Source organism: Curtobacterium sp. LFS084 (assembly GCF_047977705.1).
In the GTDB taxonomy this organism is placed as follows: domain Bacteria; phylum Actinomycetota; class Actinomycetes; order Actinomycetales; family Microbacteriaceae; genus Curtobacterium.
Map to the genome: position 1 here is coordinate 16,568 of NZ_JBFPFM010000027.1, position 12,068 is coordinate 28,635.

14 protein-coding genes and 2 tRNA genes are annotated in these 12,068 nt (G+C 72.3%); 13 read left to right on the top strand and 3 right to left on the bottom strand.

From position 1 onward, the window contains the following. Positions 1–14 precede the first annotated feature (14 nt). On the bottom strand, positions 15–185 hold the full coding sequence (locus tag ACNQOV_RS13410; RefSeq protein ID WP_416395040.1) for a hypothetical protein: 171 nt from the start codon (positions 183–185) through the stop codon (positions 15–17). A gap of 84 nt (positions 186–269) precedes the next feature. Then, complete coding sequence (locus tag ACNQOV_RS13415) at positions 270–1,634, bottom strand: glycosyltransferase (protein WP_416395042.1); 1,365 nt, start codon at positions 1,632–1,634, stop codon at positions 270–272. 296 nt (positions 1,635–1,930) lie between these two features. Here ACNQOV_RS13415 and ACNQOV_RS13420 point away from each other — a divergent pair, with 296 nt between their 5' ends. The 13 genes from ACNQOV_RS13420 (at position 1,931) to ACNQOV_RS13480 (ending at position 10,702) form a co-directional block, all read left to right on the top strand. Continuing rightward, the gene (locus tag ACNQOV_RS13420) at positions 1,931–3,217 is read left to right on the top strand and encodes an ABC transporter substrate-binding protein (protein ID WP_416395044.1); all 1,287 of its coding nucleotides are present in this window, start codon (positions 1,931–1,933) and stop codon (positions 3,215–3,217) included. Between the two features lie 158 nt (positions 3,218–3,375). Then, entirely contained in the window at positions 3,376–4,350 is a 975-nt protein-coding gene (locus tag ACNQOV_RS13425) for a carbohydrate ABC transporter permease (protein WP_416395074.1), read from the top strand. Next, positions 4,347–5,258 carry a carbohydrate ABC transporter permease gene (locus tag ACNQOV_RS13430; RefSeq protein ID WP_022906284.1) on the top strand — a complete coding sequence of 304 codons (912 nt, stop codon included), beginning with the start codon at positions 4,347–4,349 and terminating at the stop codon, positions 5,256–5,258. Before ACNQOV_RS13425 ends, ACNQOV_RS13430 begins: the two co-directional genes overlap by 4 nt. A 5-nt stretch (positions 5,259–5,263) precedes the next feature. After that, a complete protein-coding gene (locus ACNQOV_RS13435; protein ID WP_022906285.1) occupies positions 5,264–5,713 on the top strand; it encodes a hypothetical protein in 450 nt (149 codons plus the stop codon). After that, positions 5,710–6,762, top strand: a complete 1,053-nt coding sequence (locus ACNQOV_RS13440; RefSeq protein WP_022906286.1) for a LacI family DNA-binding transcriptional regulator — start codon at positions 5,710–5,712, stop codon at positions 6,760–6,762. The genes ACNQOV_RS13435 and ACNQOV_RS13440 overlap by 4 nt, the downstream gene beginning before the upstream one ends. A 10-nt stretch (positions 6,763–6,772) precedes the next feature. Beyond that, complete coding sequence (locus ACNQOV_RS13445) at positions 6,773–7,405, top strand: MBL fold metallo-hydrolase (RefSeq protein WP_022906287.1); 633 nt, start codon at positions 6,773–6,775, stop codon at positions 7,403–7,405. Between the two features lie 97 nt (positions 7,406–7,502). After that, positions 7,503–7,578, top strand: a tRNA-Glu gene (locus ACNQOV_RS13450). Between the two features lie 71 nt (positions 7,579–7,649). Further along, positions 7,650–7,722: transfer RNA gene (locus ACNQOV_RS13455), tRNA-Glu, on the top strand. Positions 7,723–7,815: 93 nt separating this feature from the next. After that, positions 7,816–8,634, top strand: a complete 819-nt coding sequence (locus ACNQOV_RS13460; RefSeq protein ID WP_416395047.1) for a DNA-formamidopyrimidine glycosylase family protein — start codon at positions 7,816–7,818, stop codon at positions 8,632–8,634. Next, a complete protein-coding gene (locus ACNQOV_RS13465) occupies positions 8,631–9,056 on the top strand; it encodes a RidA family protein (protein WP_031261747.1) in 426 nt (141 codons plus the stop codon). Before ACNQOV_RS13460 ends, ACNQOV_RS13465 begins: the two co-directional genes overlap by 4 nt. A gap of 127 nt (positions 9,057–9,183) precedes the next feature. Further along, positions 9,184–9,729 carry a fluoride efflux transporter FluC gene (locus ACNQOV_RS13470; protein WP_416395050.1) on the top strand — a complete coding sequence of 182 codons (546 nt, stop codon included), beginning with the start codon at positions 9,184–9,186 and terminating at the stop codon, positions 9,727–9,729. Continuing rightward, a complete protein-coding gene (gene crcB / locus ACNQOV_RS13475; RefSeq protein WP_022906291.1) occupies positions 9,726–10,100 on the top strand; it encodes a fluoride efflux transporter CrcB in 375 nt (124 codons plus the stop codon). Before ACNQOV_RS13470 ends, crcB begins: the two co-directional genes overlap by 4 nt. After that, entirely contained in the window at positions 10,097–10,702 is a 606-nt protein-coding gene (locus ACNQOV_RS13480; protein WP_416395052.1) for a histidine phosphatase family protein, read from the top strand. Before crcB ends, ACNQOV_RS13480 begins: the two co-directional genes overlap by 4 nt. Before the next feature lie 246 nt (positions 10,703–10,948). Here the strand turns inward: ACNQOV_RS13480 and ACNQOV_RS13485 are convergent, their stop codons facing one another. After that, complete coding sequence (locus ACNQOV_RS13485) at positions 10,949–12,016, bottom strand: FUSC family protein (RefSeq protein WP_416395054.1); 1,068 nt, start codon at positions 12,014–12,016, stop codon at positions 10,949–10,951. Positions 12,017–12,068 lie beyond the last annotated feature (52 nt).

Consider the following 12,068-nt stretch of genomic DNA (forward strand, 5'->3'; position numbering starts at 1 on the left):
GCAGCCCGCGGCGGTCACCGCATACGACGGTACCGCGGGCAGTCGCAGAGGGCGCAGTCGCTGCCCGGTCGGTAGTGCTCGTGGGCGTCCTGCACGTGCCCGCACACGCAGACGGCGGTCTCGGTCGCGACCCGGAGCACCGGCGCGGTCGTCGCCTCGAGCACGGGTGTGGGCCCCAGCGGCATGCGTCCTCCTCCGACCCGTCCGGTACGGGTAGCTGCACCGATCCTACGGGGCAGGAGGACGCGCGTCCGGCGGCGGCAGGGCGCTCAGCCGGCGTGGAAGCGGCCGGCCTCGACGTCGCGCCACCGACGGCGGCTGCGGAACCACGCTGCCGGGCCCGCCGGGAACCCCCGGAGCTCGTGGTACGCGAGCGACCGCGGCACACCGGCGTCCGGGACGGCGGCGACCGGCACGGTGTCGAGGCGCGGGGTGTCGACGGTGGCCGGCGCGGGAGCCGGGGCCGGGGCGCTGCCGGAGCGGAGTCGGCCGATCGTCTCGCGGAGCTTCACCATCGCGGCGGCGGGCACGAGCCGGGCGAGCACCGCGACGTGGCGGCGGTCCTTGGCGGCGAGGGCGCACATCAGCGCGGTGAACCCGACGCCGTTGCCGTGCAGCTGCTTGTGCAGGTCCTCGATGGTCCGGCGGTGCCGGTGGTGCACGACCGCCCGGGGCTCGAAGCCGACGCGTCCGCCGCGCCAGAGCGTCTCGACGAACATCGCCAGGTCCTCGCCGCCGCGGGCCGGTGAACCCGCGCCGAGCGTGGTGTCGAAGCCGCCGACGGCCTCGATCACCGACCGTCGGAACGCCATGTTCGCACCGGCGCCGTAGGCACCGATGCCGTAGACGGCGAAGTGCTTCGCGACGGAGCCGTCCGGGCGGACCGCCTGCACCCGCGCGTGCCGCATGGTGCCGGGGACGTCGTCGGGGACGATCGTGACGGGCGCGAAGGTGCGCTCGCCGCTGAACCCGCCGTAGTACGCCTCGTACCAGATCTGCGCTGGGGTCGTGAGCTCGGTCGGGAGGATCACGCCGGACACGGCGTCGAGGTCGGACTCGCGGACGAACCGTGCGCCGAGCGCCCGCAGCCACTGCGGGTCCACCCGGACGTCGTCGTCGGTGAACGCGACCACATCGCCGCGCGCGGCCGCGACGCCGGCGTTGCGGCCGGCGGACAGTCCGGGCCGGCGCTCCGTGACGAGGCGGACGTCCCGGCCGGCGAGGAGTGCCGGCAGCCGGTCGTCGGCGGGCACGCGGACCCGGTTGTCGACCACGATGACCTCGTGGTCGGGGTAGTCGAGGTGCTCGAGCACGTCGAGCAGGTCGCCGAGGTCCTCGACGCGGTCGACGACGGTGGACACGACCACCGAGATCGCCGGCAGCAGGGCGTCCGGGACCGGCTCGACGTCGGCGAGCACCGTCTCGCGGAGCGCTCCGAGGGCCCGGGCAGCGTCCGCGGGGTCGTCGGTCAGCTCGACGTCGAGCGTGCCCGTCGGGTGTCCGCCGCGGTAGCCGATCACCAGCGCGGAGGAACCCGTCCCGTCCGCGACGAGGCGGGGGAGCGGCGCGTCGAGGTCGACGTCGATCACGCGTCGGGGTGCGGGGAGTGCACGAGCGGTGCTGGTGGTGGCCATGCTCTGGACGCTAGGTCGGCCGGGGTGACCGCGACAACGGGCAGCGGTGCCGCTGGCGGTGATCGTGCGGAACCCCGCACGACCCGGCGACGTCGGCGCGGGAACGGTGAGCGCTCACTCCGGAAAACCGAACGTCGCACGGAGGTCACGACCAGGTCACGGAGTCGTTGCAACCGGTTGCGTACGGCTGAGAGCGGGCGTAGCTTCCTCCTCCAGCAGGCAGCGTCGCCTGCTCCAGGCAGCGTCGTCGTCACCCGATCGACGTCTCCTGGTGATCTCGATGAGGAGACATCGCTGTGAAGACAACACGCGCCAGGGTGCGGTTCGCATCCGTTGCTGGGGTCGCGGTCATCGGCCTCGTGCTGACCGGGTGCTCGAGCGGCAGCTCGGCATCGGACGACGCCAAGAGCGGCCAGGACAGCCGCGGACCCATCACCTACGTGCAGGGCAAGGACAACTCGAACGTCGTCCGCCCGCTGATCGCGAAGTGGAACAAGGCCCACCGGGACGAGAAGGTCACCTTCAAGGAGCAGTCCGACCAGGCCGACCAGCAGCACGACGACCTCGTCCAGCACTTCCAGGCGAAGGACGCCAACTACGACGTCGTCGACGTCGACGTCGTCTGGACCGCCGAGTTCGCTGCGAAGGGCTGGCTCACGCCGCTCACCGGCAGCATGAAGATCGACACGTCGAAGCTCCTGCCGGCCACCGTGAAGACGGCGACGTACAACGACACGCTGTACGCGGCACCGCAGACCTCCGACGGCGCGCTGCTCTACTACCGCAAGGACCTCGTCAAGACGCCCCCGACCACGTGGGCGGACATGATGAAGGACTGCGACATCGCCAAGCAGGCCGGCATCGGCTGCTACGCCGGCCAGTTCGCGAAGTACGAGGGGCTCACGGTCAACGCCTCCGAGGCGATCAACGGCTCCGGCGGCTCGGTCCTGGGCAAGAGTGGCTCGCCCGACGTCGACTCGTCGGACGCCAAGGCCGGTCTGCAGAACCTGGTCGACGCGTTCAAGGACGGGAACATCCCGGCCGAGGCGATCACCTACCAGGAGGAGCAGGGCCGCACCGCGTTCGAGTCCGGCAAGCTGCTCTTCCTGCGCAACTGGCCGTACGTGTACAACCTCGCCAAGACCGACGGTTCGTCGAAGGTCAAGGACACCTTCGGCATCGCGCCGATCCCCGGCAAGGACGGCACCGGCGCCTCGACGCTCGGCGGGCACAACGCCGCGATCAGCGTGTACTCGAAGCACAAGGCGACCGCGCACGACTTCCTGGAGTTCCTCGAGTCGAACGAGACGCAGAAGTTCTTCGCGACCCAGGGCTCGCTCGCCCCGGTCGTCGGTGACCTCTACACGGACTCCGAGCTCACCAGCAAGCTGCCGTACCTGCCGACGCTGCTCAAGTCGATCGAGTCGGCCGAGCCGCGCCCGGTCACGCCGTTCTACCCGGCCGTGACCAAGGCGATCCAGGACAACACCTACGCCGCCCTCAAGGGCTCCAAGAGCGTCGACGAAGCCCTGAAGGACATGCAGGACGCCCTGAAGACGGCGACCAGCGGCAACGGCAACTAGCCGGTCCACCGCGGCGCACGCCGCACCGGACGGGAGGCGCGGGTCGACCCCGCCCCGCGCCTCCCGTCCTCCTCATCCTGCGTCCCGACACCCGGCAAGGAGGCCGTCACGTGTCAGCAGCAACCGAGATCCCCGCCGCCATCCCCAACCCGACGGGCATGGAGCCGCACAAGCGGCGCAAGGGCGGACTCAACGCCGAGCACGGCCGATGGGCCGTGTACCTCATCGGTCCGACGATCGTGCTCCTCGCCGTCGTCATCGGCTACCCCGTCGTCAGCGCGGTCATCCAGTCGTTCCAGCTCGACGCCGGACTCGACAAGGCGACCGGCCTGTTCGTGCAGGGCGGCTTCGCCGGCGTCACCAACTACGTGCACTGGCTCGGCCAGCAGTGCGGCAACACCGCCTGCCCGCCCGGCAACCTCGGTTCGCAGTTCTGGACCGCGATGGGCAACACGTTCTTCTTCACGGTCGTCACCGTCGCCCTCGAGACGGTGATCGGCGTGTGGATGGCGATCATCATGAACCGCGACTTCAAGGGTCGCGCCTTCGTCCGCGCGGCCATCCTCGTGCCGTGGGCGATCCCGACCGCCGTCACCGCGAAGCTCTGGTACTTCATCTTCGACGCGAACGGTGTCCTCAACCACGTGATCGGGCACCAGGTCCTCTGGTTCTCCGGCGAGTGGGCTTCCCGGTGGGCGATCATCATCGCCGACACGTGGAAGACGACCCCCTTCATGGCGCTGCTCATCCTCGCGGGGCTCCAGCTGATCCCGGACGAGGTCTACGAGGCCGCGAAGATGGATGGCGCGTCGACGATGCAGCGGTTCTGGAACATCACCATCCCGCTCGTGAAGCCGGCGCTGATGGTCGCGGTGCTCTTCCGTGTCCTCGATGCCCTCCGCATCTACGACCTGATCGCCATCATGACCGGCGGCGGCGGCGGCTCCGGCAACGCGACCGTGTCGCTCTCGGTGCTCGTCGTCGACCAGATCCGGCAGGGCTTCAACTCCGCGTCGGCCCTGTCCACCATCACCTTCCTGGTCGTCTTCATCGTCGCGTTCGTCTTCGTCCGGTTCCTCGGCGCGAACGTCGTCCAGACCCAGGCAGCACAGCAGAAGGGTGAACTCCGATGAGCCTCGCAGCCGACCGACCCCGATCCGCAACCCGGTCCCGCGAGCGCGAGGTCGACCGCACCGAGGTGCGCGTGCAACGACACACCGGGCGGAAGCTGCGCACCGGGATCCAGGCGACCGTCATCGCCGTCTGGTGCCTGTTGCCGTTCTACTGGATGGTCGTGACGAGCTTCCGCGACGTCGGGTTCACGTTCGATCCGACCCCGTGGTTCACGCACGTCACGCTGGACAACTACGCGACGGCGTTCTCGACCGCCCTGGGCAACCACCTGGGACGCGCACTGCTCAACAGTGTGTTCATCGGAGCGGTCGTCACGATCATCGCGCTGCTCGTCGGCACGAGCGCCGCGTACGCCCTGGCCCGCCTCGAGTTCAAGGGCAAGTCGGTCATCGCCGGCGCGATCCTCGCCGCGTCGATGTTCCCCGGCGTCGCGCTCATCTCCCCGCTGTTCCAGCTCTTCACGGACATCGGGTGGATGGGGTCGTACCAGGCGCTCATCCTGCCGAGCATCTCGTTCGTGCTGCCGCTGACGGTCTACACGCTCGCGTCGTTCTTCCGCGAGATGCCGTGGGACCTCGAGGAGGCGGCACGCATCGACGGGTGCACGCGCATCCAGGCGTTCCGGCGGATCATCATGCCGCTGGCCGCGCCCGCCGTGTTCACGACCGCGATCCTGGCGTTCATCTCGTCGTGGAACGAGTACCTCATCTCGTCGCAGCTCTCGAGCGACGCCACCCAGCCGGTCACCGTCGCCATCGCGTCGTTCGCCGGGTCGCAGCCGCACCAGGAGCCGTACACCGCGGTGATGGCGGCGGGCACGATCGTGACGATCCCGCTCGTGATCCTCGTGCTCGTGTTCCAGCGGCGCATCGTGGCCGGCCTCACCGCCGGCGGCGTGAAGGGCTGACGGTCATGGCGCAGCGCGGTCCCACCCGGCCCACGGCCCGGATCGAGGAGGCCATCGGCTTCGTCGGGATGTTCGGGGTCCTGTTCCTCGGCGTCACGGTGTTCTCGGAGGTCACCGGCCGGCCGGCCCTCGGCTGGGCGCTCACCCTCCTCGCCTCGGTCCTCGGCGTGGTCGCCCTCGACCGGTGGCGGGTGTCGGTGCTCCGCCGCACGGCGTCGACCGACGGCATCGGCGGGGCCCCCGCGGCACCGGCGGTCCCGGTCCGTCGGACGTCCTCCAGCCCGGACGGACGCGTCCACCGGCACGTCGGGTGGGACGAGCTCGCACCCGCGGGTCGCCGGGCCGTCCGGACGCGCCGGGACGCGGACGCGTTCCACGGGGCGGACCGTGCGCCGACGTCCGCGCGAGCGCAGGCCGGCCCCGTCGCCGACGTGCGGCGGCCGTCGGACCGGTGACGGGCCTCCCGGGCCGGTCCATGGGCATCCAGGAGATCGCGACCGTCACGGGCCTGTCGAAGTCCACGGTCTCCCGCGCACTGCGGGGGATGTCGACGGTCGCGGACACCACGATCGACGAGGTGCGACGGGTCGCCGACGAGCTCGGGTACGTCCCGAGCTCGGCGGCGGCCGGTCTCGCCACCGGACGTCAGCGGGCGATCGGCGTCGTCGTCCCCGTGATCGACCGGTGGTTCTACGTCAAGGCCCTCGGCGGGGTCGACGCCGAGCTGCGGCGGGCCGGCTACGACCTGGTGCTGTACAACCTCGGCGGTCCTGGTGGTGACCGGGACCGGGCGTTCCGCCGTTCGATGCTCCGGCACCGCGTCGACGGGCTCGTGCTGCTCTCGCTCGTGCTCGACGAGACCGAGCGCGCCGAGCTCGAGCTCACACGCCACCCGATGATCGTGATCGGCGGGCCGGCGCCCGGGCTCCGGAACGTCGGCGTGGACGACGTCGTCGTCGCCGCCGTCGCCGTCGATCACCTGTGCGGCCTCGGCCACCGGGACGTGGCGTACGTCGGCGGGCAGGACGAGGCCGGGATGAACGTCGCGGTGCCGTGGCTGCGGCGGGACGGCTTCGTGGACGCGCTGGCTGCACGGGGGATCGCCGTCCGCGAGGACTGGATCCTCGACGGCCGGTTCTCCTTCGCCGGGGGAGCCGACGCCGGGGCGGCGCTCTTCGACCGGACCCGCGGTGCGGCGATCCCGACCGCGGTCTTCTGCGCGTCCGACGAGATGGCGCTCGGGGTGGTCCTCGCCGCACGTCGAGCCGGCCTCGAGGTGCCCGGCGACGTCTCCGTGATGGGCATCGACGGCCACGAGTACGGCGAGGTCGCCGGTCTGACCACGATCGCCCAGGACCCGGTGGCGCAGGGGCGCGTCGCAGCCCGGGCGGTGCTGGAGGAGGTCGACGGCGGCGTCGCGGGCCCGCTGTCGGCGTCCCCGGCACACCTCGTGGTGCGGTCGACGACCGGGCCGGTTCGGCTCCAGGACCCACCGGCCGCGTAGGGTCGCCGGCATGGAGGTCACCAAGCTCGAGCACGCCTGCCAGGTCGTCACCGAGGGCACCGCACGCCTCGTCCTCGACCCGGGTGGCTTCACCCGCCCGGTCGACGTCACCGGGGTCGTCGCCGTGGTCGTCACCCACGAGCACCCCGACCACGTCACGCCCGACCAGGTCCGGCGCATCCTCGACGGCAGTCCCGGAGCCGTCGTCATCGGCCCCGCCGGGGTCGCGCGTGCCCTCGACGGGGTCGTCGCGGTCGACGTCGTCACGGCCGGGGACCGGCGCACCGTCGGCCCGTTCGACCTCACCTTCCACGGCACGCGGCACAACGTGATCCACTCGAGCGTCCCGGTCGTCGACAACACCGGTGTCCTCGTGAACGGCCGGCTGTTCCACCCCGGTGACTCGTACACCGTCCCCGACGTGCCGGTCGAGGTCCTCGCCGCGCCCGTCGGTGCCCCGTGGCTCAAGGTCGCCGAGATGATGGACTACGTGCTCGCGGTCGCACCCCGGCGGGCCTACCCCGTGCACGAGGCGACCCTGTCCGACGTCGGCCTCGACATGCACACCGGTCGCCTCCGCGAGGCGGTGGAGCCGTCCGGCTCACTCGTCGTGCTGCAGCCGGGCGAATCGTTCACGATCTGAGCGCACATGCCCGCCGCGGCATGGCGGCGCACCCGGGCGACACGCCTCGTTTTGGCACGGCGGACCGCTTGTGCCATACTTGTCGAGTTGTCGGAACGGCCCCATCGTATAGCGGCCTAGTACGTCGCCCTCTCACGGCGGTAACGCGGGTTCGAATCCCGCTGGGGTCACCACAGGTGGCTAGCCTCCGACTCCGGCAACGACCATGACCCCCGCTCCAGGGCGGGGGATTCCCATGTGTGACGGCCCCATCGTATAGCGGCCTAGTACGTCGCCCTCTCACGGCGGTAACGCGGGTTCGAATCCCGCTGGGGTCACACCACCACGAACGCCCTCCGGTCCGCCGGGGGGCGTTTCGTCGTCCACGGGGCTCCGTCGCCGGTGTCAGTCGCCCCCGGTACGGTCGCCGCATGCCCGAAGGCGATTCGGTGTTCCGCCTCGCCGCGCGACTGCGGCAGGTCGACGGTGCGCTCATCCGGTCCGGCGAACTCCGTGGCGGGCCCACTGCCGGTCGCGCGCTCGGCGGCCGCACTGTCGTCGGCCACGCGACCCACGGCAAGCACCTGCTCACGCGGTTCGACGACCGGACGACGCTGCACACGCACATGCGCACGACGGGCTCGTGGACGCTCACCGCACCGGGCCGACGGCTCCCCGCGCACGCCGTGGCCGAGGCTCGGGTGCGGATGGCGTTCGAGGACGGCCGAACGCTGTGGGGCATCGCACTCCCCGTCGTCGAGCACGTCGCCACCGCCGACGAGGCACGCGTGCTCGGACCGCTCGGACCCGACCTGCTGCACGAGGACTTCGACCGGGACGCCGCCGTCGCCCGGTTCGCCGCTCGTCCGGGCCGGACGATCCGCGCCGCACTGCTCGACCAACGCACCGTCGCCGGGCTCGGCAACCTCTGGGTCGGGGAGCTCTGCTTCCTCCGCGGGGTCCACCCCGACACCCCGGTGGAGCGGGTCGACCTGCCGGCGATGCTCGACCTCGCCCGCCGGATGCTCGTGCACTCGGCGACGGTGCCGTCCGCGTACCAGGTCATCACCGGGCGCCCGGGCCGCGGAACCCGCCACTGGGTCGTCGGTCGCGCCGGCCGACCGTGCCTGCGGTGCCGGACGCCCGTCCTGGCACGGGACGACGTCGAGCGCCCCGGATCGCCGCCGCGCCGGGTCTGGTGGTGCCCACGGTGCCAGCCGATCGGCGGGTCGGCCACACTGGGGCGATGACCAGCGTGGTGCAACTCATCCGGTCCGGTGCCCTCAGCGACGTCGCGGAGTACGCGGACGCCGCGTCCGTCCCCGCGGGCAGCCGGCTCGTCTTCCTCGCCGGAGCCTGCCCGCTCGACGCCGACGGCCGCACGGTGGGCGTGGGCGACGTCCGCGCCCAGGCGGCGCAGTGCGTCGAGAACCTCACGACCGCGCTCGCCGCGGCCGGGGCCGGCGTCACCGACCTCGCGCAGACCCGGGTCCTCGTCGCCTCGACGCGGCAGGCGGACCTCGTGGCGGCGTGGCAGGTCGTCCGCGCCGCGATGGGCGACCACGACGTGCCGAGCACGCTGCTCGGGGTGACCGTCCTCGGCTACGACGACCAGCTCGTCGAGATCGAGGGGATCGCGGCCGTCGCGGACCACCCCGCGCCGACGCGCTAGTCTGATCCCGTCGTCAGACCCGGCAGTGGGGCCTGCCGGACCCAACCGCGGTCAACCGCCAACGGTCCCTATCCCGAGAACACCGCACGCGCGGAGACGATCCGGCGTGCTCGGCGATAGGAGCACCGTGACCGACGACCACCGACGACGCCCGACCGACTCCGGCAACATCCCGATCGACCCGGACGTCGAGGTCGAGGAGACCGACACCCGTCCGGACCGACCGGTCCACCCCCGCTGGTCCGCCCTCGCCACGGTCGCGGTCGGCGGCGCCCTCGGCACCGGCGTCCGCGCGGTCCTCGCCGAGGCGTTCCCGGCGCACGACGGCGTCAGCTGGGCGGTCCTCACGATCAACGTCACCGGGGCCTTCGTCCTCGGGCTGCTGCTCGAGGCACTCGCCCACCGCGGGCCGGACGTCGGCCGACGCCGGACCCTCCGGCTGTTCGTCGGCACCGGGGTGCTCGGCGGCTTCACGACCTACAGCACGCTGGCGGACGACACCGCGCAGCTGCTCGACGCCGGACGCTGGGGCGCCGGGAGCGGGTACGCGCTGCTCAGCGTCGCGGCGGGGCTCGTCGCGGTCGTCGCTGGCCTGTGGGTCGCGGCGCTCGTCCGGCCCCGGGCGACCGCCGCACCAGCGCGGTCCGCGGACACCACCGGGGGCGACCGGTGAGCCCCCTCGAACTGCTCCTCGTCGCGGTCGGCGGGGGCGTCGGTGCCGCGCTGCGCTTCGTCCTCGACGGCGCCGTGAAGGCCCGCGTCTCCGGCTTCCCGCTCGGCACCCTCGTCATCAACGTCACCGGATCGCTCGTCCTCGGGGTCCTGACCGGCCTCGGCCAGGCGGGGACGATCCCGCTCGCGTCGGTCGCCGTGCTCGGAACGGGCATGATGGGTGGGTACACGACGTTCTCGACGGCGAGCGTCGAGACCGTACAGCTCCTCCGATCCGGCAAGCCCCGGCTCGCCGTCCTGAACGGCCTCGGGATGCTCGTCGTCTCGGTCGGCGCAGCCGCGCTCGGCCTCTGGCTCGGAAGGAACACATGACCTCGGAACGCCCCGGCGAACTCGTCCTCGTCCGTCACGGAGAGACGGAGTGGTCGAAGAGCGGGCAGCACACCGGCCGCACCGACATCCCGCTCACCGACAACGGCATCGAGCAGGCGAAGCGCGCCGGCCGGTACCTGGCGGACCGCACGTTCGCGTTGGCGCTGTCCAGCCCGCTGCAGCGCGCCCGAGACACGGCCGCCCTGATCGGGCTCGACCCGGAGCTCGACGAGGACCTCTACGAGTGGGACTACGGCGCCTACGAGGGACTCACCACGCCGCAGATCAAGGTGCTCCGGCACGGTCCGTGGGACCTCTGGGCCGACGGGGTCCCCGCGGGTGACACCCCCGGCGAGAACGCCGCCGAGGTCCGGTTGCGCGTGGAGCGGGTGCTCGACCAGGTCCGGCCGGTGCTCGCCGAGGGGCAGGACGCCGTCATCGTCGCGCACGGTCACGTCCTGCGTGCCCTCGGCGCCGCGTGGATCCGGCTCGCCCCCCAGGACGGCGCCGTGCTGAAGCTCGGGACGGCCACCGTCAGCGTCCTCGGCTACGAGCACGGCCGCCCGGTCATCGACGCCTGGAACATCCAGCCGCGCGACTGACGCGGTGGTCCGCCTCGCGGAGGCACGGCGCGGTGGTCGCGACCACGGACGGACGGGAGGCGCGGGTCGGCGCCGCCACGCGCCTCCCGTCCGTCGTCAGCGCCCGTTCCTTCCCATGTCGCACGCGGTGGCAAGCGAAACCGGGCGTACCTGGTCGGAAGGAACGACCAGGTACGCCCGATTCGACCAGGTACGCCGGGAGCGGGCGCGGGCGCCGCGCCGCGCGCGGGCGCGGGCGCGCGCGGGTCAGACGGTGCGGATCGCGCTCGTCGCGCCCAGCGCGCGACCGCGCCGCCGCTCGATCCCACGCCCCACGAACAGCAGTGCGACGCTGACGAGCGCCCCGAGGGTGGTCTGCGCGACGCGGTCGAGCGCGAGGAGCTCCGGCGCCTCGGGCAGGCTCAGCCACGACACGGCGAGGGCGAGCGGTGTGAGGAAGAGCAGGCAGACGGCGTAGTGCCGGGCGACGAAGATCTCGGCGAAGAACTGGCCGACGACGGCGATCACGACGATCCACCACGCCGACGGCTCCAGCAGCAGGATCCCGACGGCGATCAGGGTGCCGCCGATCGTGCCGATGAACCGCTGGAAGGCGCGGAACACCGTGTGCCGCTGCCGGAGCGCGGGGAGCGTCGACACGACCGCGATGACCGCCCAGTACGGGTGCCCGAGCCCCGGGATCGTCTCGGCGACGGCCCCGGCGACGAGCGCTCCGACCACGTTGAGGGCCACGGTCTCCCACAGCGCGGGCGTCCGGAGCACCGCGAGCGAACGGTGCTTGCGCTCCGCCAGCGGCCGGAACCGGTGGGGTGCCCGCGGGTGGAGCACCAGCCGGAGCACCGAGCCGGACATCGCCACGAGCCACGCCCACACGACCGAGCAGACGATGATCGTCGCGATGACGGGGACGTCCGCCGGGCGCACCGGGACGAGCGACGACACGAGGAACGCGAACACCGGGAAGATCGGCTGGGCCGGGATCGTGCGGAGCACGCTCAGTGTGCCGACGGCGACGACGAGCACGAGGACCAGCCCCACGGCCTGCATCCAGAGCTGCCCGCCGGCGAGGGCGACCCCGATGCCCGCGGTCATGCACAGCGCCTGCATGCCACCGGCGACCCCGGTGGTGACCGCGCGCTGCCGGTAGGGCTCGGTGGCGCCGAAGATCGCCGTGAAGCCGGCGAACATGGCGAAGGCGGCGTACCCGGGCATGTCGAGGGCGATGAGCAGTGCGAGCGGGGCGCCGCCGGCGACCGCGGCGCGGGCCGCGCCCTCGAGGTTGATGGTCCGGGTCGAGTGCGCAGGGGTCGTCATGTCGTGACCATCTTCCCACCGCGACGGGTGTCGCGGAGTCGGCCCGCGCCTC